We start from the raw sequence: 23,274 nt of genomic DNA on the forward strand, positions 1-23,274 counted from the left end.
TCCAGCACGAGGATGATCCTCCGCCTTGCGATTTGCGCGCGCCGGACGCCGCGCGCCCCGCCCTGCGGGCGAACGGCGGCATTCGTCAGACACGGACCAGGGCGGTCCTCCGCCCTGCGACGCACCGCACCGGACGCCGCGAGCCTGTCGGCAGACCCTTCCGGCCACAGCACTACACGGGGGCGAAGCCCCGCCGATAGTGGTCGCGCAGAACGGCCCGGCGATGTGGGTCGGACAGCTGCTCGTCCGCCCAGAGGAAGAAATTGTCCGCGAGGGTGTCGGTCCAGTCGTAGGCCGGATCGTACGGGCCGGTGTCCGACGGCGGAAGCTGTGCCTGCCACTTCGGGCCGGACGGATGGTCGACGGTGACGATGCGGGCGCCGTCCGGTCGCTGCACGTGCCGGACGGTCACCTCTTCACCATCCCACCGGCGTTCACCGAACTGGAGCCACAAAGCCGCGTCGTCGGCGTACAGGGCGGCGACGGTGCCGGTGCCGTGCGGCAGGACATGGACGAAGCCGTGACAGCGACCGGAGGCCGGGACGAGCAGCCCGGAGGCCGGGTCCAGCGCCCACACGCGGCCATGACGGTCGTAGTCCTGCAGCACTGTCGTGGACATCAGTGACGCGGCTCCAGGCCGAGCTCCTGGTCGATAGCCGCGTTGCTGCGGGTCGCAGCGTCGATGACCGCCGCCCAGCTGCCGTACTTGGCGAACTGCTGCTCGGCCGTCGGGCCCAGCAGGTTGCCGTACTTCGCCATGTTGCGTGCCTCAAGAGCCTTCACGGCCTCTGGGGACATGCCCGCACGGGTGATGTCCTTGGCGTCGTTGCGCATGGCGACCAGTACGCGGGCGATCTCCTCGTCGGAACGGCCTTCGGCGCGCATCCGTTCCTCGACCCGCTCCATGGAATCGAGCAACTCGTGGTAGCGGATGCGGATCTCGCGCGCCTGTGCCCATTGCTCGGGAGTCATCTCCCGGATCGAGCAGACGACCGGATCGCTGCTGGTGCACGGCGCCGCCGGAGCTGACACGGCCGAGTGCACGGCACCGGCCGACGGTGCGGAGGCAGGGGCGGCCAGAGCCGTCCCAGGCGTGAGCAGCGCACTGCCCGCGAGCGTGAGCAGCGGAAGGAGAAGAGCGACGACCAGCCTGCGGAGCAGTGAACCCCGGCTGGAGGCCGAGGGGGACGAGAAGCCGGACAACGGACGTACAGGCATGAAGAGGTGTTCTTTTCGCCGAAGTGACGGGGCGAGAAGGACGCTACGGGTGTCGCAGCACCCGGGAGCGATCATGAAATCGGCGCGTACGGGTGACGGATCCCGCTAGGGTTGACCGTCCGGCGGTTCCGTACTCCACCCATAGCCCAGAGGACCCACGCACTGTGCCCGACCATGTCCAAGGCCCCGGCGCCGGCACCGACCGTGACGCACTTCGCGCCGACTGTGCGAACTGCTTCGGCCTGTGCTGCGTCGCGCTGACCCTGACCCGGTCCGCGGACTTCGCGGTCAACAAGGATGCCGGAAAGCCCTGCCACAACCTGCGGGAGGACTTCCGCTGCGGCATTCACACCGAACTGAGGACCCAGGGCTTCCCGGGCTGCACCGTCTACGACTGCTTCGGAGCCGGTCAGAAGGTCTCCGGCGAGACCTTCGGAGGGCAGGACTGGCGCCGGGCCCCTCGCACCGCTCAGCAGATGTTCCAGGTGTTCCCGGTCATGCGACAGCTCCACGAACTCCTCTGGTACCTGACGGAAGCGCTGTCCCTGGAATCAGCACGCCCCCTCCACGGGGAGATCCGGCGCAGCCTGGACGAGACGGAGCGCCTCACTCACCTTCCGGCGGACGCGTTCACGGAGCTCGACGTGGCAGCCCACCGTGACGACGTAGCCGCCCTCCTGCTCCGTACCAGCACACTCGTACGAGCCACGGCGCCCCGCAGGATGAAGCGCGACCACCGCGGCGCCGACCTCATCGGCGCCCGGCTCAAGGGTGCTGACCTCCGGGGCGCCGATCTGCGCGGCGCTTATCTCATCGCGGCGGACCTCACGGGTGCCGATCTGCGCCTGGCCGATCTGATCGGGGTCGACTTCCGGGACGCCGACCTGTCCGGCGCCGACCTCACCGGAAGCCTCTTTCTCACCCAGGCTCAGCTCAACGCGGCCAGGGGCGACGAGGCGACGAAGCTCCCGCCCTCGCTCAGCCGCCCCACGCACTGGAAGCGGTGATTGCGCAGCCGGACGATGCCCCCGGGCGCCCGGACACCATCCGCGCCGCACCCGGGGGAACCGGCCACAGCTGCGGGGCACCACCGGAGCCCGTGGTTCGTTGCACAGTGCGGCGTACCCGGAACGCCTTCGACGACCGGACCGAGGAGTCCCGCACATGTCCAGCAGTATCGACCTCAGCCGCACCGAGCGGAATCGCGCCGACGGGAGCCGCACCCGCCTGATCGAGCGGCTGATGGAGCAGTTCCCGCACGTGCCCCGGGAAGCCGTCATCAAGGAGGACCTGCTGCGCGGCGGCATCGCGTTCGACGAGTCCGCGCTCAGTGACAACGAGAGCGGCGAGGTCAAGCCGAAGTCGTACTTCATCTTCTCGTTCGACCACGGAACCCTCCCCGAGCTCGGTGCTGCCGCGCTCCGCCGCCCGCCGGAGGAGATCGTGCTCACCGGAGGCCCGTACGAACTGCGCAGGACCGTGGTGTCGGTACGGGTGAACCCGGCGTCCCCGTACCGCGTCGCGGCCGACGACGACGGCGTGCTCGGGCTCTACCTCGACGCCCGGCGGATCTCCGACGTCGGCCTGCCACCGATGCCGGACTACTACCGGCACACCCTGGAGAACGGCAAGTCCGTGATGGAGGTCGCGCCCACCATCCAGTGGGGCTACCTCGTCTACCTGACGGTCTTCCGGGTCTGCCAGTACTTCGGGGCGAAGGAGGAGTGCCAGTACTGCGACATCAACCACAACTGGCGCCAGCACAAGGCGGCGGGACGCCCCTACACCGGTGTGAAGCCGGTGGAGGAGGTCCTGGAGGCACTGGCCATCATCGACAGGTACGACACCGCGAAGACATCCACCGCCTACACCCTCACCGGCGGCGCCATCACCTCCCACATCGGCGGCCGTGACGAGGCCGATTTCTACGGGCAGTACGCCAAGGCCATCGAGGAGCGCTTCCCAGGCCGCTGGATCGGCAAGGTCGTCGCCCAGGCTCTGCCCAAGGCCGACGTGCAGCGTTTCCACGACTACGGCATCCAGATCTACCACCCCAACTACGAGGTGTGGGACCGTCGGCTCTTCGAGCTCTACTGCCCCGGCAAGGAGCGCTACGTGGGCCGCGACGAGTGGCACCGCCGCATTCTGGACTCCGCCGAGGTCTTCGGTCCCCGCAATGTCATCCCCAACTTCGTCGCGGGCGTGGAGATGGCTGAACCCTTCGGCTTCACGACGGTGAAGGAAGCCGTCGAATCGACCACCGAAGGCCTGCGGTTCTTCATGTCGCACGGCATCACCCCGCGCTTCACCACCTGGTGCCCGGAGCCCACCACTCCGCTCGGCAGGACCAACCCGGACGGGGCACCGCTGGAGTACCACATCCGCCTGCTCGACGCCTACCGCGCGACCATGGAGGAGTACGGGCTCAGTTCGCCCCCCGGCTACGGACCGCCCGGACCCGGGAGCGCGGTCTTCTCCGTGAGTTCCTTCATGGACAGTCTTCCGCCGCGTCCGGACGACGATCAGTAGCAACGGGCCCGTCTCCGGAACCGCCTCGGCTTCGGGGACGGGCCGGGCTGTCGCGTCGAGTCGGCCGGGGGCGCCGGGCGGGCACAGAGCGAACCCGTCGACCGGCGACGCCCCGTCACATCAGGCGCGCCACTCCGCCGTGCGTTCCGAGGACGCCGCGGCGAGCGCCTTGGTCACGGCCTCGGCATCGCCCTGGTGTCCGTAGACGGGCGTGCCGGGCTGCTGGTGCCAGGACTCGTCGAGGCCGCCCGCGTCCACGGTGTCGAAGCCCAGTTCGTCGATGAGGTCGCGCACGACCTGCTTGGCGGCCGCGTCGTCGCCGGCCACCGGCAATGCCTGGCGACCCGGGCTGCCCTTCGGGCGGCCGTTGTCAAGGATGTCCTGCGCGTACGTCCCGTTGAATGCCTTGACCACCGGGTGACCGATCTGCTGCTCGGTCCAGCGGCTTTCGGGCAGACCGTCCTCGATCGCGCCGATCCGGCCGTCACGCTGCTGCGGGTAGTAGTTGCCGGTGTCGATGACCACGGTGCCCTCCGCGGCCCCGTCGAGGAACCCTGAGGGCAGAAGGGGGACGGCCTTGAGCGGCACGGTGACGACAACGACCTGCGCTCCCCGAGCAGCCTCCGCGGCGGTGACCGGGGTGGCTCCGGTCTCCTCGGCGAGCGCGGCGAGCGTCTGCGGACCGCGCGAGTTGGCGACGGAAACGTCATGGCCCAGCGCGGTGAGGCGCCGGGTGAGGTTTCCGCCAATGTTGCCCGCTCCAATGATGCCGATCTTCATGGATCCGACCTTCCGATGGTGCCTGCGGTAGTTGGTGAGCTCTCGCCGCTTCACCAACTACCGTCCGCGGGTTCCTATTCCAGCTATTGGCAAAACGATTCGCTCGTTCACCGGAAGGATGGGACCGGGTGACTGCGGGCACCTACAGGAAGAGAACCGGAACCACCGTGCCCGCTTGGAAGGGGTGCCCATGCTGTATGGCATCGATGTCAGCTCGTATCAGTCGTCCTTCGACACGGACGGACTGGACTTCGTCCTCATCAAAGCCACCGAGGGCCGTTCGTACGTCAATCCGCATCTGAACTCACAGGTCAAACGCGCCAGGGACGCGGAGTGCGTGGTCGGTTTCTACCACTTTCTCTGGCCGGGCAACATCACGGCTCAGGCGGAGTACTTCCTGAGCAAGGCCCCGGAGAAGGCGGGGGACCTGCTCGCCGTCGACTGGGAGGAGAACGGTGAAGGCGCACGGGCGAGCAATGCTGAGAAGGACCGCTTCATCCGAGAGGTCAAGCGCCTGCGTCCTCACCACAAGGTTCTGCTGTACTGCAACCGCTACTTCTGGCTGAATCACGACACGACTTCGTATGCCGGGGACGGCTTGTGGATAGCCGATTACGTGGCTGCGGGAAAACCCAGGATCAAGGCGTCCTGGCGCATTCATCAGTACACCGACCAGCCGCTCGACAAGGATGTCGCCGCCTTCTCCTCACGGACCGCCATGCTTGACTGGGCTCGCGGGTAGCGGCACGCGCGGGCTGCGAGGCCCGCGCTCGGGCGTCGGCGATCGGACGCGCGGCACTGAGCGCCGGGCCGCGAAGAAGGGCGGTGAGCGGGGGAGTGGGGCGAGAGCGGATCGGAGAAGCGGAAAGCGGCCATCCGGAATAGCCTGTTCCGAGGCTTCTGCCGCCTCCGCGCCCTCGGGCGGTGGCTGATCAGCCGGACGTGCCCGATCTGCCCGATCGAAGCGGAGGAGTGTCCATGAAAGCCGCCGTTGTCCGCAGCTTCACAGAGCCGCTGGTGATCGAGGAGAGGCCCGTGCCGTCGCCCGCCGGCCACCAGGTGCTGGTGCGGATGGAGGCCTCCGGGCTGTGCCACACCGACATTCACGCGGCGCGGGGCGACTGGCCGGTCAAGCCCGATCCACCGTTCGTACCGGGGCACGAGGGTATCGGCGTCGTCGAAACGGTCGGTGCGCAGGTCTCCCATCTCGCGGTGGGGGACCGGGTGGCCATCCCGTGGCTCGGAGAGGCGTGCGGACACTGCGACCACTGCGTCTCCGGCTGGGAGACGCTCTGTCTGAAGCAGCGGAACAGCGGCTACTCCGTGGATGGCAGCCATGCCGAGTATGCGTTGGCGCACGGAACGTACGTGGTGCCGGTCCCCGACGGAGTCGACCCGTTGGACGCGGCGGCGCTGACCTGTGCGGGCGTCACCACGTACAAGGCCGTGAAACTGTCCGGCGCGCGCCCGGGGACGCGCGCGCTCATTTCGGGCATCGGTGGCCTGGGGCATCTCGCCCTGCAGTACGCGCGCGTCTTCGGCGCCGAGACGATCGCTGTCGACGTCACCGATGAGAAGCTGGCACTCGCCCGTGAACTCGGCGCCGACCACGTCATCGATGCCCGGGTCCAGGATGTTGCGGAGGAGGCGCAGTGGCTGGGTGGGGCGGACGCGGCCATCTCGCTGGCAGTGAGCAACGAGTCGTTCGGTGCCGCGTACGGTGCTCTGCGCCGTGGAGGCACGCTCGTACTGGTGGCGCTGCCCGCCGAAGGCAAGCTGGAGCTGCCCGTCTTCGACACGGTGCTGAACGGTAAAAAGGTCATCGGTTCGATTGTCGGAACCCGCGAGGATCTTGCCGAGGTGTTCCAGCTGCACCGGCTCGGTCGTACACGTGTGGTCCGTGAGAGCCGAGCGCTCAAGGACATCAATACGTCGATCGACGAGGTGCTGACAGGCAAGGTGCCGGGACGTCTCGTCTTCGACATGCGCTGAGCCGGTCGCACGCGGGCGGAGCACCTCCGTCCCGTCCTTCGGTGTTCTGGCAGGGCGCGGACAGCTGCCGCCGACCCGGGTGGCCCCGCGAGAGCGGGTGGCTTCCGCGTCGTAGAAGCGGAAGCGCTCGGCGGACTCGTCGACCAGCAGGCGCGGTCGCGAGGCGTCCATGAACGTACTCGGATCGGTGGGTGCGTACCTATCATTGGTGGAGTCCTAAGATGTCGTCAATGAGTGCGACCCCGCCCACTCTTCTGGGACTCACGACCTATTTGCTGTCCAAGACCGGCAAGACCGCGCGGAGCCGGCTGGCGTCGCGGCTGGCCGAGCGTGATCTGAGGCTCTGGCACATGGCGGTGCTCTCGGCGCTCGTCGATTTCGGCCCCCACGTCCAGCGGGAGCTGGCGGCAAGGCTGGGGATCGACCGGAGCGACATGGTGAAGATCGTGGACGATCTCGCATTCCTCGGACTCGTGGACCGGGCTCGTGACACCACCGACCGTCGTCGGGTCACCGTCACGCCCACCCCGGCCGGCCGGAAGGTGCTCGCGGAGCTGGAGGGTGAGGCCATGGCTGTCCAGCGGGACCTGCTCGCTCCCCTGACCGGCAAGGAACAGGTCCAACTGGCGGCGCTGCTGAGGCGAGTCCACGCCCATGTCCACGAACTGCCCGAAGAGGCGCGGTCTGGTCGTTGAGCGATTCCCGGGTCCGGGTACGGCAGACTCCTCGGGTGACCACAGCCGCGGCTCAGCCGCCTCGTGACCGTGCGCGCGGGCGCGGGATCGACTCCCTCATTTCGCAGGCCGCGACCGCGACGCCTGCCGAACAGGCGGCAGCCTTACTGACGGCCATGCGGAGCGTTCCGGTCCGGGTGGGAGTCCTCCAGGCGGCCGCGGTGCTCCTGGAGGAGCGGGTACGTGCGACGGAGGACGCCGTGGAGCGCGCGTCGGCGGCGACGACGGTCGCCATGCTGCGCAGCGCGATCGGCCAAGCCGGCTGAGAGCCTGTCGGGTGGCCTTCGATCGGATAGCGGACGCGGTCTGGTGCGTGCGATTCCGAGGCGCCGGGATGTCCTCGGATGGGGTCTCCCCTGCTCCCTGGGAGCTTGGGGAAGGAGCTACCAGGGCATTTCGGCAACGAGGGAAGCGTGCGTGCCAGGGCGTGGCCGCCCGATCAGAGGTCACCCGACAGGCTCTGAGCCGGTTCTCGTACCGGGCGTTGTCCGAAAAGAGGCCCCTGGAGTGGGCGAGCCGGGTATTGCGCGTCCGGTGCCGGGTGCGCGTACATCCCTGGCGAGAGACCGATTTCCCCGACACCGGGGCGAGTTCAGGGCCACCACATTTCCCGCGTATGACCCCGGCTGCGGCCCGAGGCGTCGATTGGCATGGACCTGATGATGGTGCTGGGCTACAGTCCGTTGCGGCACAGTCTGAGAGCGCTCTCAGCTGAGACCTCTCGGGCGCCTGCTGTTCCTCCCCACGATTCGGAACAACAGAAGGGTCATTCCGTTGAGACGCATGACAGCCTTACGCGCGAGTCTTGCCGCCACCTTGGTCGTCGGAGCCTGGGCGACCGTAGGTCTCGCCTCCGCCTCCGCTGTGAATCCTCCGTCCGTGAACTCTCCGTCCGTGAACTCTCCGTCCACCCTTTCCCGTGCTGTCACCGAAGCGCCGGCGTCCGACGGGCTGATCTCCGCCATGCGCAGGGACCTCGGTCTGACGGAAAGCCGGGCCAGGGCGCGTCTGGCCGCCGAGAAGACGGCAGCAGCAGTACAGGGCGCAGCGCGACGGGCCGCCGGAACGGCGTACGCGGGTTCCTGGTTCGACCCGGACAAGGGAAGGCTCACGGTGGCCGTCACCGACACCGGGAGGGCCGACGCCGTGGGCGCGGCGGGCGCAGACGTCCGGCTGGTGAGTCACAGCGCGCGGCAGCTCGACGTGACCAAGGCGCAGCTTGACGCACTGTCCGCGCCGGACGGCGTCAGTAGCTGGCATGTCGACCCGAAAGCCAACGCGGTCGTTGTGAACGTCGTCTCGTCCGCACAGGATGACAACGATGTCCGGAAGTTTGTGGAACGGGCCCGCGCCGCCGGCCCCGTCCTGGTGAAGCAGACCCCCGAGGCGCCCAGGACCTTCTCCGCCGGGACCGTGGGCGGGGATCCGTATTACACGGGCAACGTCCGGTGCTCCATCGGTTTCTCCGTCCATGGCGGTTTCGTCACCGCAGGGCACTGTGGCCAGACGGGCGCCGCGGTCAGCGGTTGGGACGGCTCGGCCATCGGCAACTTCCAGGGCTCGTCCTTCCCCGGTGACGACTACGCCTGGGTCAGTGTCGGCAACGGCTGGTGGACCGTACCTGTGGTCCTTGGCTGGGGCACCGTCTCCGACCAGCTGGTCCGGGGCTCCGCGGAGGCACCCATAGGCGCCTCCGTCTGCCGCTCCGGCTCCACGTCCCATTGGCACTGCGGCAACGTACTGGCCACGAACGAGACCGTGAACTACAGCCAAGGCGCGGTCTACCAGATGACGAAGACGAGCGTCTGCGCCGAGCCGGGTGACTCGGGCGGATCCTTCATCAGCGGAGACCAGGCACAAGGGGTCACTTCGGGCGGCTGGGGCAATTGCAGCGGCGGTGGAGAGACCTGGCACCAGCCGATCAACGAGATCCTGAACCGGTACGGGCTCACGCTGCACACCGCCTGACCAAGTCGAGGGCCGGCCGGACGGTGCTCCGGCCGGTCCTTCGCGGAGGGCCTGTCGCGACCGGGGATTCATCGCTCCGCAGCGACAGGCCTGCCCGCGACCGAGGGTGCGCCCAGGGATGTCGCGAGGACGGCGCGGGGCGTCACACAGTGCCGCAGTCGGAACGAGGGGGGTGTTCATGCCGGGCTGGGTGCCGCAAAAGCATGGGGGCGTGGACGGCCTGCCGGGACTCGGGCGTATCGGGTCACCGGCCCTGGTACGAGACCGAAGACGGCTGGGCTGGACGGAACACCGGGCCGGATCACTCGTGAAACGGCCTGGGTGGCGACGGCGGCTGGTGGGAGCGCTCTGGGTGGACCGGAAGCGGCATACGCCGGGCGTGCCGCGTGGGTACTCGTTGCCCGTGAAGAAGAAGCACCGAATCAGGCCGGCCGTGCTCACGTTCTGCGTGGTCGCGGTGTCGGCCTACGCCACCTCGATCACCTGACCGTGGGTTGCCGGAGAACGCACGTGGATGTGGATCGACGTCATCGCCTTCCCCTTCATCGTGTTGATTGCGTATTCCGTCATTCTTGGTGACCGCACCCCCGATGATTCAACGAGCTTCTGGGGTGGGGTCTGACAGGGCGACGGGCGCCGTCGTCGAGGGCGTCGCACGACACCGTCGGGCGGTCGGTGCTGCGGCCCATGGTGTCGGGGCCGGGTGGGTTGCTGTGCTGCCGCAGCGCGCGTTCGAATATTCGGGCTGTTCGTGCCCCCTTGTCCGAGGGAGTCGGGTGGGGATCGGCGAGGTTCTGGTGCAGCTCCTCCACTCGCACCCAAGGGCGAGAGCCGTCGTCCGCGGGGGGCGGTGGCCTGCGCGGGGTCGCGGGTAACGCTCCGCTGTCGGTTTTCGTGTGTGATGTCGATGCCGAACGGCTTGCGGCCGAGAGTGATTTGACCGGCCGAGATGCGGAATCCGATGGCAGGCGAGGCATTCCGTCAGCCAGTGTCGACGATGGGGTCGAGCCCTGAGCTCTTGCCGCTGTTGTGCATGCGCTTGTGGATGGGTCCTGCGCTGTGCGTGATCGCTTCGACGGCGTCGGACGGCGAGCGGAGTGCGTCGGATGCGAGGCGTTCACTGCCTTCGCGCAGCCAGTTCTCGATGGAATCGCCGTCCTGGACGGTGTCCAGCACTGCCTTGGCGGACCCGGTGCGGATCGGCGACCGCGTCTCGCCCCTTTGTGGGTCGTCCGTGGTGTTTCTGCGCTGCACGCCCGAGGCCTTCGCATTGGTTGTCCGGCCCGTTGTTGCAGGTCGGGGTGTGGATGGCGGGTGTGCGGAGCGATGGCGTGACGTGAATTTTGGGCGGTGTCAAAGACAGACACGCCGGCGCCGGGGTGAGCGGGAATCAGTATGTCGCCCGGACAGGCTAACGACACATCAACTCGCGAAATTTCGAGCCCAGTTGAAAAACAATCGGATTGTTGGGAAATAGCATTTGGCGTACCTTTTGTCGCTCGATCGGTGATCCGCCCCCTCCTGTCAACATGTCCGATATGACAGGTATGTGGGCCGTTAGTACGTTCAATCTCGGGTCGGCTGCTCAGTCGGCCTCTCTGAGACAGGAGAAGTGATATGGCTACCCGTTCCACCGTTGTTACCGCCGCGGTAGCGGCCGCCGCGGCCCTGGCCGCCACCGGCATCACCTACGCGTCGGCCGCCACCTCCGAGCCGGCCCAGGCCGCCCCCGTCGTCCAGCAGGCCGCCGCCCCCGTTTCGGCCCTCAACGGCGGCGACGCCGGCAAGGGCAACGAGGGCAAGGGCAATGAGGGCAGGGGCAATGAGGGCAGGGGCGAAGAGGGCCGTGGCTACGAGCGTCGTGGCCACGAGGAGCGCTACGAAGGCCGGATCCACATCAACGAGCGCACGTACTCCGACGAGCGTGGCGGCTGCATCACCGTAGTCAGCGGCCTCGGCTCCAAGAGCCTCAACATCCGCAACGACAGCCGCCGGACCGTCGAGGTCTTCCGCGGGGCCACCTGCGACAACGGTGCCCCCATCGCCACCGTCGGACCTCACAGCTCCAGCGACGGCGTCTTCCCCGGCCACGTCCGGGGCGGCGTGTGGGTCCACGACGGTGTCGTGGGCAGCTTCCGGGTGATCGACCACCGCCACGAGGGCAAGTGGTAACCGAGTCACTCACCTGACACGGAACCCCGGCCCGCCGGAATCGGGCCGGGGTTCCCGCCCGGACATTCACACCTGACCAGCACCCGATGACGCACAACACCTGCCACGCCGCCGAATCGGCAGCCGAACGGCGAGGCGTCGCCCGCCAGGCCGCAGCAGCCGGACCGGCCACCGGTCGCCGGCCTTCGGAACTGGACAGGTCCCCCTCGGCAGGGCCCGGCGACCCGGGCGGCACGACGTGGCACCGGCGCGGCAGACGCCGTCCACGTCCCGGCCGCCCCGGAAACCGGTCACCTCACGACCGGCCACCCCACGGGCCCTCCCGAGCCGCAGCGTGAACTCGCACCCCGGCATGCCGTGTTGCCATCCGGCGTCCGCGCCCCGGCGACCAGCTCAGGGAAACAGTCATCGCCGCTCAGCAACCCCTGACGCACAGCGTGGGCATCCCGGACTACGGATCGGCGTCGGTGAACTGCGGGGCTGTCAGGATCGGAGAGACCCGCGTAGTCGGCATCAGGAGAGTCTTCCTTCCGAGGCTCCGCCCAGGCATGAGCGCCTTCGCGGCTCGGTTCGACGGAGACTCAGCGTCTCAGCGAGTCGGCCTGTCTTTGCGGCACGGACATCGGCGAGGGCCGGGGCAGCGCATCGCTGTCCTTCATGACCCCGGCCTCGCAACGCGGTCGGCATCGAACGCCGTGGCCGTCGAGGCCGCTGACACCTCGGCTCAGGAACCGGACTCGACCGGCAGGACGGGGCCCAGTGAGGCACGGGTCTCCTCGACGAGCACCCGTGCCTCCGCCACCGTTGCGGCGAGCGACTCGGCGGTCTCCCCGGCAGCCCCCAGAAGGCGATCTACTCGCCGTCCGAAATCGATTGGTGCGCCCGGCAGCGTCTCGGCGACAGCCAGCGCGCCCTTCTCGTTGAGGCACCAACGCCGATCGTCGGCGAACAGCGCCTGGGCCAGGACGCCGAATGCCCGGGAGAGGCAGAGCGAAACATGGAGCGTGTCCGCCCGCGCTGCCCCCTTCGTCGCGACGTCGACGAGGAACTCCGCCTCCCAGGCTCCCGCCCTCAACGCCTCTCGCAGTGGCTCAGGGTAGGCACTGGTCTGTCGCTGAAGGCTTTTCAGCTCGCCCGTCGGGTCGGCCAGTACCTGACCGAGCGCCACCTCGCCCGCATAGCAGGGCGACCAGAATCCGAGGGGGTGGCCCGGCTGTATGCCTACCTCGAACCGGCCCTCGCGGCAGTCCGCCCATACCTGTTCGACCCGGTCCAGGTCCCGCAGAATCCAGTCCACCGCCATACCGTCGACCCGCAGCCACGCACCCCCGTTCACCCAAGGTCCCCAGCCGCCCGGGCCGGCCACCTCCACATCGCGGCCGGCCAGCCCGCGCAATGCGGTGAGGTCGAGCGCGCCTCGGTAGTAGACGCCGAGATCCCAGTCCGATTCCGGCCGGTGCTCCCCGCGCGCGCGGCTGCCGCCGAGCAGTACTCCGATCACACCGGGTACTTCGGCCAGGCGATTGGCCATGTTCTCGACGATCAGTTGCATGGAGCGAGTCTCGCAGTCGGCAACACGCCGGGCCACCCGTTTACGCCGTCGGTCGTCGGATCCGGCCGTGCGTGGCCTCTGCACAGCCGGATCCGATTTCCGCCGACATGATGGGGCAATCGGTGTGTCCCACGTCGATGGCTCATTCCGGAAGGTCATGGCCTCACGTGCCCTGCATCCGGCCGTACTTCGGGATCACTGGGTGCGGTAGGCATTGACGACGGTCTGGGTGAGGGCCTTCTTCCCGCCGGTGTCGGTGAGCTCCGCGCACAGGGAGACCCCGGTGCCCACGTGAGGGTTGCGGATCGTGACGGTGCGCTGCTCGACCGGGACTCGGTTCCATGAGGCGCCGCCGTCCACGGACACCGAGACCGCTGGCGAGCGTGTGCGTCTGCCGGCGGCGGCTCCCAGCACAGTGACAGGGACACGGACTGCCGTGTCCACCGACCCCGACGTCCTGCTGCGACCGATCCGTGTCGAGACCCGCGGAGAAGGCCAGGACCCGGACCGGCGGGCATTCGCCGCGATCGGGGATCTGCTGGCCGAGACCTGGGCGCCGCCGCGGGTGGGCGCCGCGCTCTACCAGGCCGCCGCGAGGATCCCCGGAGTCGCAGTGATCCATGAGGCCGCCGATGCCACGGGACGCGAAGGAGTCGCCTTCGCCCGTACGGCACATGGACAGCGGACGCAGTGGCTCTTCGACCGGGCCACGTGCGCGTTCCTCGGTGAACGCACCTCCTGCCGAAGACAGCGACGCCGGCCCGGCCAGGACCGTTGTCGGCGCCTCCGCGGTCCTTACCAACGCCGCGGTCGACCGCGTCGGTGAGACCCCCGCGTCGAGGAGGACGTAGCGCGGCATCCACGTACCTGCCGACCGCTCCGGCTGACGGCCTCACCGGTCCCCGGCGCCGGTGAGGCCGTCAGCCCGCGCGGCGGTCGTCGCGTGGAACCAAGCCCTGGCTGAAATCCCTGAATTGACGTGACATCGGATCCAGGGGCGCTATGCCTTTGGTACCGGCAGAAGAGCTTGCCGGAGCAGCCGGCGAAGAGCCGGCCGTCGACGAGGAACGCCGACCAGGAGCCCGCGCCTCCGCTGACCGGGTGGTGCCGGACCTGCTTGCCGCTGTCGGCATGGAATCCGTAGAGCCCTTTCGGTTCTGCGGCGAGGAACAGACCGTGCACGGCGCCCAGGAACTGCAACCGGCTGAGACCGGAACCCGTCGCCCTCAGGGCCGCGCCGGTTCGGGAGTCCATGGCGTGCATGACTGGGTCGAGGTAGCAGAGGGTCCTGCCGGACCGGTCGTAGCCCCGGTTCCCCTGGGCGGCGGTCCGCACGTTCCACAGGCTCCGGCCCGTTGCCGGGTCGAAGGCCGCGAGCAGCCCGCTCGTCGAGCCGTTGGCGCCGGGGCGGATTGTGGTTCTCGCACTGCCGCTGCCGAGCCCCGGGGTGCGGCAGGGCTTCGGCCTCCACCCGGCCAGGACTGCCGAGCCCGCGCCGACGGCGGCGGTTCCGCCGGCCGAGGCGATCCACAGGAACCGGCGGCGGCTCGGTCGGCCAGGGGCCGCCGCGTCCGGCGGGGTGACGTGCACGGTGGGTGCGGTAACCAGGACGGCGGCGTGTGCCTCCCGCGCGGCGAGATCCTCCCGCAGGCCGGGTGTGAGCAGCGCGCGGTGCTCGGTGGGACCCAGCGCGGCAAGGACCACGTCGGCGGACAGTCTGTGGGCCGGGTCCTTGTCCAGGCAGGCCGCCACCAGGGGGCGCACCGCTTCTGGCACGCCCGCCGGCTGCGGCGCGGCGTGGACGGCTCGGTGGCGGACCTCGGCTGTGCGATGCGTTCCGGCGTGATGCGAGAGCGGCGGTCCGCGCGATCTCCCACGCGGCGCTCGTAGGGCAGCTTGCGGTTTCTGCGGAATGAGGTCTTGACGTCACGGAGGAGTAGCTATTGGATGTGTGACCAATAGCTTGTTGGTCACGCGCCCAATAGTGTCGTGCGGCCGGTGGACCCGAGAGGCCTCGATGGCGACGACGAACGACACCTCCTCCGTGAGCCCCTCCGACGGGCGCGGCTCCGAGCGTGCGGGACAGCTGGAAACCCGTGGCATCGGTCTGGTCCCGGCGGACGAGCGTGGTGGGCGGCCGCGCCAGCTGTTCGCGGTCTGGGCGGCGCCGAACGTGAGTTACCTGAGCTTCGTCGTCGGCGCCACGCTGATTCTCATGGGACTCACGCTCCCGCAGGCGCTCGGCGTGATCCTCGTCGGGAACCTGCTCTGGATCTGTACGGGCATCGTCGCGGCCAGCGGTCCGGCCGCGGGCACGAGCGGGTCGGTCATCTCCCGCGCGATGTACGGGGTCGTGGGGAACAAAGTGGTGCTCGTCCTGACCGGCTGGCTCATAGCCGCCGCCTACCTCGCCCTGAACTGGTCGGCCGCCTCGGTCGCCGGCATCGGTCTGGCCGGCCGGTTCGGCCTGCCGGACGGCTCGGTCACCGACGCGGTCGTCATCTGTCTGATCGCCGGGGGAACGCTGCTCATCGCGATCTTCGGATACGCGACGATCGTCCGTCTCTACACCGCACTCAGCGTCCTCCTGACGATGGTGTTCGTGGTCGTCACGGGGTACGTGCTCGCTGCGGCCGACTGGTCCTACATACCGGCCGAGCCACTCAAGGGGGCCGCACTCGCCGCAGCACTCGGTACGGGTCTCGCGATCATCGCCTCCACGCCGCTCTCGTACAGCAACAGCCCGGATCTCGCCCGTTATCTGCCGCGCGACAGCAGCCCGGTCGCCGTCGCCGGATGGACCGCGTTCGGCGCGTACCTGCCGAGCACCATCTTCACCACCGTCGGGGCGCTCGCGGCAACCAGCCTCGACATGAGCGACCCGGAAGCCGCACTGGAGAGCGTCCTGCCGGGCTGGTTCATCCCCGTCTTCGTCATCGCGGTCGTGGTCAACACCATGACGAACAACGGCATGACGGCCTACAGCGCCAGTCTGTCCATCCAGTCGGTCGGCGTCCGCCTCGCGCGCATCCCGGCGGTCCTGATCATCGGCGTTCTCGGCACCGCCATGACGCTGTACGCGATCCTCGTCTTCGACTTCCTGACCAGCGTCAACACCATGCTCCAGCTCGTGGTCGTCGTGACCGGCCCAGCCATGGCGGTGGCCGTGACCGACCTGGTCCTGCGGCGCAACCGCTACAACGGGACCGATCTGCTCGGCCAGCAGCGCGGCGGTCCGTTCTGCTACCACCGCGGCGTCCACTGGGCCGGAGTCCTCGCGCTCGTCGTCGGTGGCCTCACATCCGCGATGTGGGTGAACACCAGCTTCTGGACCGGCCCGATCGCGAAAGCGCTGGGCGACATCGACCTGGCGATCCCGTCCGGCATGATCGCCGCCGCAGCCGTCTACTGGCCGATGACCCGCGCCCTGCGAAGCATCCCGCGGACCTGACGCGCGCCCTTCGACCTGTTCCACGGGGCAGGGTGTCGCGCTGTGAGGCGCCCCGCCGACGAGCCGCCCCGCGCTCGCCGTACCCGCACACCGAACGCAGCAGGACCAGAAGGAACCGCCCTGTGCACGCCGACGTCATCGCACTCGCTCACCATGTCGAACATCTGGCCGCGGACACGGCCGGTCCGTCCGCGAACGCGGTCGCGATCGCCGACGGCCGGATCATCGCCGTCGGCGCCGCGTCGGACCTCGAACCGTTGCGTGGTCCCGGCACGGCCGTCCACGACTTCCCGGGCGCCGTGATCCTGCCCGGCCTCACCGACGTCCACGCCCACCCTGTATGGGGGTCGATCTCGACCGGCAGCGGCGTGGACCTGTCCGGAGCCACCACCCTCGGCCAGGTGTTCGTCCGGCTGGCCGCAGCCGCGGACGCGCGGGCGACGGACGAGTGGATCACCGGATACGACCTCGATGTGAACGTGTTCGACGGCGACCCGACCGGCACCGTGTTCGCGGAGCACTTCCCCGGACGGCCGATCTCCTTGATGACGAGCGACGCGCACGCTCTCGTCGTGAGCCCTCGCGCCGTGGAGATCGCCGGTCTGAGCGGCCGCGAGACGTTCACCGACGCCTCGTCGATCGAGGTCGGCCCTGACGGTCGCCCGACCGGACTTGTGGTCGAACTCCAGGCCATGGAGCTGGTATTCGACCACTATCCCGAAGTGCCGGTGGACACCGCCGCCGAGTACGTGTGCCACCAGCTCGAACGCCTCGCGCGCAGCGGCCTCACCGGCTTGCACGCGCTGGACTTCTCCGACCCCTCCGAAGCGGTGTACCGGTACATCGAGGAACACGGGGACCTGCCGCTGCGCATCCGCTGCTCTCCGTTGGTACCGGCCGACTCACCGCCGGACGTCTGGCAGCACATCGCCGACCTCCAGGGCCAAGGAGGGCGGCGCTGGCACGTCGAGGGCGCGAAATTCATGCTCGACGGGACCGCGGACAACGGCACAGCATGGTTCGAACACCCGGACATCCACGGCGAGAACCGCGAACCCCTGTGGCGCGACACCGACGCGTACCGTGCCGCGATGCGGTTCTTCACCGAGCGCGGCGTCCCGACCGCGACCCACGCGATCGGCGACCGGGCCGTCCGGTTCGCCCTCGACGTCATCGAGGAAGTCGGCCCGGGTGCCCGCGCCCCGCACCGCATCGAGCACATCGAGTCCATCCCCGACGACCTGGTGCGCAGGTTCGCGGAACTCGACGTCGTCGCAAGTCTCCAACCCGTGCACGCGACCCGGCACACGCGCGCCGACGGCACCGACAACTGGTCGCGGCGCATCGGGCCCGACCGCGTCGCCCACGGCTGGCGCACCCGCGACCTCCTGGACCACGGCGCCGTCGTGGCCCTCGGCTCCGACTGGCCCATCGGCCCCGGCGATCCGCGCATCGCCCTGGCCGACTGCCAGTTGCGCCGCCCGGTCGAGGAGCCGCACGCGGCACCCGTTCAGCCCGGGCAGGCGATCTCGGCACGCGAGGCCTACACCGGCATGACCGCCGCGGCGGCGTACGCCGCCGGAGCGTCCGCCGAACTCGGACGGATCGCGCCCGGTTGCCTCGCCGACCTCACCGTGTTCGCGGCCAACCCGCTCGACCTCGCCCCCGAAGCACAGCCCGGCAATGCCGTCCTCGCGACGGTCGTCGGCGGTGCGGTACAGATCCACACGAACACCTCGAAAGGACGCTCGTGACCACGACGTCAATCCCTCGTCCCCACCACCGCCGCCACGTCAGGGCCGCCGCCGCCGACCCGTACGACCGCGGCGTCGCCCGTGGCGAGCGACTGCGCGACGGCATCCCCGCCGCGATCGACGCGTACGACCGGCTCTTCACCCTCGGCTCCATCGCCCCCGCCCAGGTACGCGAGGACGCGGAGCGCGGTCTCGACGCGATCGGACGGTTCCGCCCGGGAGCGCGTGCCGAGATCGAAGGCATCGCCCACGGGGCCGGCGCCGAGCCATGGCGCATCGGGGCCCTCAACGCGCGCACCGAGATCCTGGCGCGCAGCGCCATCGTGCCGCCCGGCGAATGCACGACGATCGTGCGCCGCATCGTCGGCGACGGCCGCTCGGCGCCGCGCACGTTCGGCGTCCAGACGTGGGACTGGCACATCGAACTCAGCGCCCTGTGGCACACACTGGAGGTACGGGGCGGCCGCCACGACTTCGTCGGTCTCACCGAAGACGGCATCCTCGGCAAGATCGGCGTCAACAGCGCCGGCCTGGCCCTGCACTTCAACATCCTCGGGCATCTCCGCGACAGCATCGGCGGCATCCCCGTGCACGTGCTCGCGGCGATCGTCCTCGAAGAAGCAGGCAGTGTCGCCGAGGCCGTGGAGATCGTCCGCAGCGCACCGCTGGCATCGTCCGGCTCGTTCGCGCTCTTCGACGAGACGGACGCCGTCCTCCTCGACCTGAGCCCGGTCGGTGTGTTCCCCACGCAGCCCGAACAGGGCATGCTGGTGCGCACCAACCACTTCCTGACGCCGGGCCCCGCCGCGGACGAGAAGACATGGCTCTACCAGCCCGATTCGGGAGAACGATACGACTTCGTCCGCGCACGTCTCGCGCGCACCGAACCGCCGGCCACGCCCGACGACCTTGCGGGCTGCCTCGTGACACGCGACGGTGAACCACCGGTGACCTGCCTGCCAGACCTGGACAAGCCGCTCGGCCAACGCTGGGCAAGCCTCGCGACCGTCAGCCTCGAACCCGCGACGCGCACCGCCAGGATCCTCGACGGCACGCCCGCCGACATGGGTTCGCGCGACTGGCGCACGCTCACCGCCGGATGATGCGGGCGCAGCCCTTCTCGCGACGGGAGCTCGCGCTGTCCCCGTACGGCATGCACCGCTTGGTGTGACGGTCGTCATTCCGCTGCGGCCACTGCGTTCCGGCCGGCCCCGCTGCGCCGCGCTGCGAGGCGTTCGAGCAGCGACGCGCGGTGTGCGGTGTCGGTGGCGAGACCGATCGCCGTCCACGCCATGGCCAGACCGCCCTCCAGAACCGCGCGGTCCGCGCCCGTGCTGGTGCCGTAGCGGGTGAAATCGGGGTTGTGCATGATCGTGTCGCCGCAGTCGTAGCCGATCATCGGATGGATGGTGGGCACCAGGTGGGACACGTTGCCCATGTCCGTCGAGCCGGCACGTAGCGACAGATCGTGGTCCCGGACCGGGCGGCCGAGGTCACGGACGATGTCCCCGTACAGGCCCGCCATGGCCATGTCCTGGCGCAGGTCGGCGTAGTCGTTGCCGACGGTTTCCAGACGCAGGTCCGCTCCCGTGGCGAGGGCGCCCGCTTCGAAGCAGGCACGTATGCGGGTCTGGAGCTAGCTCAGGTCTTCGGCGGTTTCGGCCCGGCAGTCGTACGCCGCCGTGGTGCGGCCGGGGATGACGTTGGGGGCTTCACCGCCCGATGTCACGATGCCGTGCACCATCCCGCCGGGCGGCATCTGCTGCCGGTAGGCGCTGATCGCGACCTGGGCGATCATCATCGCGTCGGCGGCGTTGACACCGCGGTGCGGCATGGCCGCGGCGTGTGCGGTGCGCCCGGTGTAGGCGACCTTCCAGCTGCTGATGGCCAGCGACGTCATGCCGACACCGTCCTGGGGTGCGGCGTGGACCATCATGGCCGCGGCGAGATCGTCGAAGAGACCGGCTCGTAGCATGTCGGCCTTGCCGCCGCCGTACTCTTCGGCAGGGGTGCCGAGCAGCTTCACGGTCACCCCGATCTCGTCCGCGAGAGATGCGAGTGCGAGTGCGGCGGCTGTGGCGGAGGCGCCGTTGACGTTGTGGCCGCAGGCGTGGCCGATACCCGGCAGGGCGTCGTACTCGGCGCAGATCCCGATCACGAGGTCGCCGGATCCGACGGTCGCCGTGTGCGCGGTCGGCAGATCCGCAACACCTCGGGTCACATCGAAGCCGCCGCGTTCGAGTTCGTCGGCGATTTTGCGGGCGGATCGGTACTCCTCGTAGGCGAGTTCGGGTTCGGCGTGGAGGCTGTGGCTGAGTGCGGTCATCCGGTCCTGGCGGGAGGTCAGGGCGGTGCGGCTGAGCTCACGAAGTGCAGAGATGTTCATGGACGTGTCTCCAGCGGAAGGCTGAGGGCGAAAGGCTGAGGGCGCAGGACGGACAACAGAGGACAGAGGGCAGGGAAGCGGGCCGGAACCGGCGGCAGGAGTGCTGGGTCAGCCCTTGACGGGCGACCGGCGCAGGAAGAGTGCGATCACCGCGCCCGCCAGTGAGACGGCGACGCACAGTGTCCAGCTGGTGGTGTACGCGCCCAGGCGCGGAAGAGGCCTGCCGACCGGAGTGGCCTTCGCGGAGATGGCCAGAACGGCCGCCGCGCCCAGCGATCCGCCCACGTTGATCAGTAGTTCGTTGATGCCCGAGCCGACCGATGTCCGGTCGTGCGGGACGAGCGCGACCGCGAGGCTGCGTGTGGAGTGCTGCAGGAAACCGCAGCCGATCCCGGACACCACGGTCGTCACCAGGAAGGGCCAGAGCGATCGGTGGGCGAGCAGGGCCCCCGCGTACCCGGAAGCCATCAGGAGCGATCCTGTCACGAGCACGAGCACGAGCACGAGCACGAGCACGAGCACGAGCACGAGCACGAGCACGAGCCGGTCGCCGATCCGGCCCGCCGCCGCGGGGGCGGCGAGTGAACCGATCGCGAGCGCTGCCATGTAGGGAAGCATGGCGAAGGCGGTGCCAAGCGATGTGAGCCCCAGACCGTAGCCGGACACCTCCCTGGAGGTGCTCAGGAACACCGGGTTGGCCACCTGCAGACCGATCATGCAGAAGGAGAACGTCAGCGCGACCAAAGAGATCACAACGACGCTTCTGTGTGCGAAGAGCCGTACGTCGATCACCGGTTCTGCGCAGGGCAGCTCGATCCGCGCGAACAGGGTGGTCAGCACGGCTCCGCCGATCAGGCACCCCAGGGTGGCCGGTGAGCCCCAGGCCCACCCCGGGGTGCCGCCCTTGCCCAGTCCCAGCATGATCGCGACCAGGCCCGCGCACAGCACGATGCCGCCGAGCCAGTCCACGGAGCCGCCCGGCCGGTGGTCGCTCTCGGGCAACAGCGGCCAGGTGACGATCAGCGCCGCACCCACACCCACCGCCGGTACCCACAGGGCCTCGGTCGGCTGCGCCACGTACTGGGCGACCAGACCACTGGCCACCAGACCGAGCGCGAGTCCGCCCACGAGTGCGGCGACCATGAAGCTGATGCCGCGCCTGCTCTCTCCGTCGCCCGTGCGGTTGCGGAGGATGCCGACCAGCAGGGGGAAGAAGCCGGCGAATGCCCCCTGGAGCACCTGCCCGACGAGCAGCATGCTGAACGACGTGCTCAGCCCGACGATCAGCGATCCGCTCAGGACGATCGCCAGGGTCCAGCGCAGGATCCGGCGGTGACCGTGGAGATCCCCCATCCGGGAGAGCACCGGCGTGAAGGCGACGCTGGCCAGCAGGTTGCAGATGCTGAGCCAGTTCAGGTCGGCCGCCGCCACGTGCAGCGTGCCGGTCAGCCGCTGGAGCAAGGGGGAGAGGAACCCCTGCGTGATCCCGCTCGACAGCTCGACCAGAGCCACCGAGGCGATCACGGGCACCGGTGGTGTGAGGTGGAGAGCGGCATGTGGCGCCGACGGCACAGCAGCGCGAGTTTCAGTCATCGATGGTGACCCGTTCTGACGAGCAGCGGAAGGGGCGGAATGCGTACTGCAATGTCGGCCACCAGCCGATTCGGGGGCAACAGCGTGCTGCACAGTCGGCTGATGCAGGCGTGACACGCTCATGAGCGGCGGAATCAGGCCACCGAGAGAGGCGACATGGCGGATACGGCGACCCCGCACGGCTCCCGATACTCCTTCGACGACATCGACCACGCGATCCTGCGTGTGCTCGGCCGCGAACCCCGCGCGGCTCTCTCCGATGTCGGCGAGCGCATCGGCGTGCACGAGCGCACCGTCGACTCGACCGGATGACCAGAACCGGCCTCGTCCGGTTCACCGCCGCCCTGGTTCCGGAATACCTGGGCGAGGGCATCGTCGCCGAACTCGCCGTCACCTCCGCCTCGGGGCACCTGGGTCAGGTCGCCGCAGCCCTGGCCAAACGCCCGGACATCCGGGCCGTCGAAGTCGCCACGGGCGAACCGCAGGTCTTCGCCGAACTGCAGGCTCGCGACCAGGGCCAACTGCTCACCGTCATCGACGAGGGGATCGGCACGCTCGACGGAGTACACGGAGTCCACTCATCCGTGGTCCTCGACCTGTTTCTCACCGCCAATGACTGGTCGCCCCTGGACCCCGAACCCACCCTCGTACGACGCACGGTCAGCGAGGGACGCCCCCTGCCACCCCCACCCGCACTCGACACACTGGACCGCACCCTCGTCGCTCTGCTCGAACAGGACGCGCGGATGGCGCTCACCCGGCTCGCCCGCGAGCTGAGCGTCGGCGAGACCACGGCCCGCAGACGCCTCGCACGCCTGATGACTTCTCACACCCTTCACCTGCGGCTGCTCGCCGAACCGGCCGTGCTGGGCTACCCGGTGGAGGCCCGTTTCCAGCTCACCGTACGGCCGGGAGAGCTGGATGAGACGGTGCGCCGCCTCGCAGGGGAACCGTCCGTACGGCACCTGGCACTGACCACCGGACGCGGTATCGTCCTCGGCTACACGAGCCACGTCTCCATGGCTCGGCTACGGGAGTTCATGACCCGCGCGTTCACCGGACCTGGCCTCGACTCCGCCGAGACATTCCTGCTCCTGCGCACCTACAAGAGGGCGGGAGCCTCCGCACGGATGTGAACACGGGGG

Annotated in this window: 25 protein-coding genes; 15 read left to right on the plus strand and 10 right to left on the minus strand. The window is 69.2% G+C overall.

What is annotated here, in order from left to right; genetic code table 11:
- Positions 1-172 precede the first annotated feature (172 nt).
- Positions 173-619, minus strand: a complete 447-nt coding sequence (locus ACZ68L_RS31430; RefSeq protein ID WP_469583534.1) for a hypothetical protein — start codon at positions 617-619, stop codon at positions 173-175.
- Positions 619-1,218 carry a hypothetical protein gene (locus ACZ68L_RS31435; RefSeq protein WP_469583537.1) on the minus strand — a complete coding sequence of 200 codons (600 nt, stop codon included), beginning with the start codon at positions 1,216-1,218 and terminating at the stop codon, positions 619-621. The genes ACZ68L_RS31430 and ACZ68L_RS31435 overlap by 1 nt, the downstream gene beginning before the upstream one ends.
- A 164-nt stretch (positions 1,219-1,382) precedes the next feature.
- Here ACZ68L_RS31435 and ACZ68L_RS31440 point away from each other — a divergent pair, with 164 nt between their 5' ends.
- Entirely contained in the window at positions 1,383-2,225 is an 843-nt protein-coding gene (locus ACZ68L_RS31440; protein ID WP_469583540.1) for a pentapeptide repeat-containing protein, read from the plus strand.
- A 157-nt stretch (positions 2,226-2,382) separates the two neighbouring features.
- Positions 2,383-3,747 (plus strand): radical SAM protein, encoded by a 1,365-nt coding sequence (locus tag ACZ68L_RS31445; RefSeq protein ID WP_469583545.1) that lies wholly within the window; start codon positions 2,383-2,385, stop codon positions 3,745-3,747.
- A 120-nt stretch (positions 3,748-3,867) separates the two neighbouring features.
- Here ACZ68L_RS31445 and ACZ68L_RS31450 read toward each other — a convergent pair whose 3' ends face one another.
- Positions 3,868-4,581, minus strand: coding sequence for an NADPH-dependent F420 reductase (locus tag ACZ68L_RS31450; RefSeq protein WP_469583546.1), 714 nt, complete (start codon positions 4,579-4,581; stop codon positions 3,868-3,870).
- A gap of 136 nt (positions 4,582-4,717) precedes the next feature.
- Between ACZ68L_RS31450 and ACZ68L_RS31455 the strand changes: the two genes are divergently transcribed.
- The 6 genes from ACZ68L_RS31455 (at position 4,718) to ACZ68L_RS31480 (ending at position 9,708) form a co-directional block, all read left to right on the plus strand.
- Positions 4,718-5,269 carry a glycoside hydrolase family 25 protein gene (locus ACZ68L_RS31455; RefSeq protein WP_469583549.1) on the plus strand — a complete coding sequence of 184 codons (552 nt, stop codon included), beginning with the start codon at positions 4,718-4,720 and terminating at the stop codon, positions 5,267-5,269.
- A gap of 236 nt (positions 5,270-5,505) precedes the next feature.
- Complete coding sequence (gene adhP, locus ACZ68L_RS31460; RefSeq protein WP_469583552.1) at positions 5,506-6,519, plus strand: alcohol dehydrogenase AdhP; 1,014 nt, start codon at positions 5,506-5,508, stop codon at positions 6,517-6,519.
- Between the two features lie 230 nt (positions 6,520-6,749).
- Positions 6,750-7,214, plus strand: a complete 465-nt coding sequence (locus tag ACZ68L_RS31465) for a MarR family winged helix-turn-helix transcriptional regulator (RefSeq protein WP_469583555.1) — start codon at positions 6,750-6,752, stop codon at positions 7,212-7,214.
- Between the two features lie 35 nt (positions 7,215-7,249).
- Positions 7,250-7,519: a hypothetical protein gene (locus ACZ68L_RS31470; protein WP_469583557.1), complete on the plus strand. Its 270-nt coding sequence runs from the start codon at positions 7,250-7,252 to the stop codon at positions 7,517-7,519.
- 517 nt (positions 7,520-8,036) lie between these two features.
- Positions 8,037-9,221 carry a S1 family peptidase gene (locus ACZ68L_RS31475; protein ID WP_469583559.1) on the plus strand — a complete coding sequence of 395 codons (1,185 nt, stop codon included), beginning with the start codon at positions 8,037-8,039 and terminating at the stop codon, positions 9,219-9,221.
- Between the two features lie 352 nt (positions 9,222-9,573).
- On the plus strand, positions 9,574-9,708 hold the full coding sequence (locus ACZ68L_RS31480) for a hypothetical protein (protein ID WP_469583562.1): 135 nt from the start codon (positions 9,574-9,576) through the stop codon (positions 9,706-9,708).
- A gap of 494 nt (positions 9,709-10,202) precedes the next feature.
- On the opposite strand, the gene ACZ68L_RS31485 is transcribed toward ACZ68L_RS31480, so the two are convergent.
- Complete coding sequence (locus ACZ68L_RS31485) at positions 10,203-10,475, minus strand: hypothetical protein (RefSeq protein ID WP_469583565.1); 273 nt, start codon at positions 10,473-10,475, stop codon at positions 10,203-10,205.
- 363 nt (positions 10,476-10,838) lie between these two features.
- Here ACZ68L_RS31485 and ACZ68L_RS31490 point away from each other — a divergent pair, with 363 nt between their 5' ends.
- Positions 10,839-11,393, plus strand: a complete 555-nt coding sequence (locus tag ACZ68L_RS31490) for a hypothetical protein (RefSeq protein ID WP_469583567.1) — start codon at positions 10,839-10,841, stop codon at positions 11,391-11,393.
- Between the two features lie 724 nt (positions 11,394-12,117).
- Here the strand turns inward: ACZ68L_RS31490 and ACZ68L_RS31495 are convergent.
- Positions 12,118-12,945, minus strand: coding sequence for a nucleotidyltransferase domain-containing protein (locus ACZ68L_RS31495; protein ID WP_469583569.1), 828 nt, complete (start codon positions 12,943-12,945; stop codon positions 12,118-12,120).
- Between the two features lie 195 nt (positions 12,946-13,140).
- Positions 13,141-13,311 (minus strand): hypothetical protein, encoded by a 171-nt coding sequence (locus ACZ68L_RS31500; protein WP_469583571.1) that lies wholly within the window; start codon positions 13,309-13,311, stop codon positions 13,141-13,143.
- 70 nt (positions 13,312-13,381) lie between these two features.
- Here ACZ68L_RS31500 and ACZ68L_RS31505 point away from each other — a divergent pair, with 70 nt between their 5' ends.
- On the plus strand, positions 13,382-13,771 hold the full coding sequence (locus ACZ68L_RS31505; RefSeq protein ID WP_469583573.1) for a CU044_5270 family protein: 390 nt from the start codon (positions 13,382-13,384) through the stop codon (positions 13,769-13,771).
- On the opposite strand, the gene ACZ68L_RS31510 is transcribed toward ACZ68L_RS31505, so the two are convergent.
- A complete protein-coding gene (locus ACZ68L_RS31510; protein ID WP_469583575.1) occupies positions 13,741-14,721 on the minus strand; it encodes a serine/threonine-protein kinase in 981 nt (326 codons plus the stop codon). The two genes, ACZ68L_RS31505 and ACZ68L_RS31510, sit on opposite strands and share 31 nt — an antisense overlap.
- A gap of 241 nt (positions 14,722-14,962) precedes the next feature.
- Here ACZ68L_RS31510 and ACZ68L_RS31515 point away from each other — a divergent pair, with 241 nt between their 5' ends.
- From ACZ68L_RS31515 to ACZ68L_RS31525, 3 genes are all read left to right on the plus strand, one after another.
- Positions 14,963-16,396: a purine-cytosine permease family protein gene (locus ACZ68L_RS31515; protein WP_469583581.1), complete on the plus strand. Its 1,434-nt coding sequence runs from the start codon at positions 14,963-14,965 to the stop codon at positions 16,394-16,396.
- A 122-nt stretch (positions 16,397-16,518) separates the two neighbouring features.
- Positions 16,519-18,150 carry an amidohydrolase gene (locus tag ACZ68L_RS31520; protein ID WP_469583583.1) on the plus strand — a complete coding sequence of 544 codons (1,632 nt, stop codon included), beginning with the start codon at positions 16,519-16,521 and terminating at the stop codon, positions 18,148-18,150.
- Positions 18,147-19,253, plus strand: coding sequence for a C45 family autoproteolytic acyltransferase/hydolase (locus ACZ68L_RS31525; protein ID WP_469583586.1), 1,107 nt, complete (start codon positions 18,147-18,149; stop codon positions 19,251-19,253). Before ACZ68L_RS31520 ends, ACZ68L_RS31525 begins: the two co-directional genes overlap by 4 nt.
- 74 nt (positions 19,254-19,327) lie before the next feature.
- On the opposite strand, the gene ACZ68L_RS31530 is transcribed toward ACZ68L_RS31525, so the two are convergent.
- The 3 genes from ACZ68L_RS31530 to ACZ68L_RS31540 form a co-directional block, all read right to left on the minus strand.
- A complete protein-coding gene (locus tag ACZ68L_RS31530) occupies positions 19,328-19,675 on the minus strand; it encodes a hypothetical protein (RefSeq protein WP_469583589.1) in 348 nt (115 codons plus the stop codon).
- 111 nt (positions 19,676-19,786) lie between these two features.
- Positions 19,787-20,536, minus strand: a complete 750-nt coding sequence (locus tag ACZ68L_RS31535; protein ID WP_469583592.1) for an amidohydrolase — start codon at positions 20,534-20,536, stop codon at positions 19,787-19,789.
- A gap of 108 nt (positions 20,537-20,644) precedes the next feature.
- Positions 20,645-22,129, minus strand: coding sequence for an MFS transporter (locus ACZ68L_RS31540; RefSeq protein ID WP_469583595.1), 1,485 nt, complete (start codon positions 22,127-22,129; stop codon positions 20,645-20,647).
- Between the two features lie 156 nt (positions 22,130-22,285).
- Between ACZ68L_RS31540 and ACZ68L_RS31545 the strand changes: the two genes are divergently transcribed.
- On the plus strand, positions 22,286-22,441 hold the full coding sequence (locus ACZ68L_RS31545; protein ID WP_469583598.1) for an AsnC family protein: 156 nt from the start codon (positions 22,286-22,288) through the stop codon (positions 22,439-22,441).
- A complete protein-coding gene (locus ACZ68L_RS31550; protein WP_469583599.1) occupies positions 22,438-23,265 on the plus strand; it encodes an Lrp/AsnC family transcriptional regulator in 828 nt (275 codons plus the stop codon). Before ACZ68L_RS31545 ends, ACZ68L_RS31550 begins: the two co-directional genes overlap by 4 nt.
- The last annotated feature ends 9 nt before the right edge of the window (positions 23,266-23,274 follow it).

This window comes from Streptomyces sp. NPDC104309 (genome assembly GCF_055584025.1).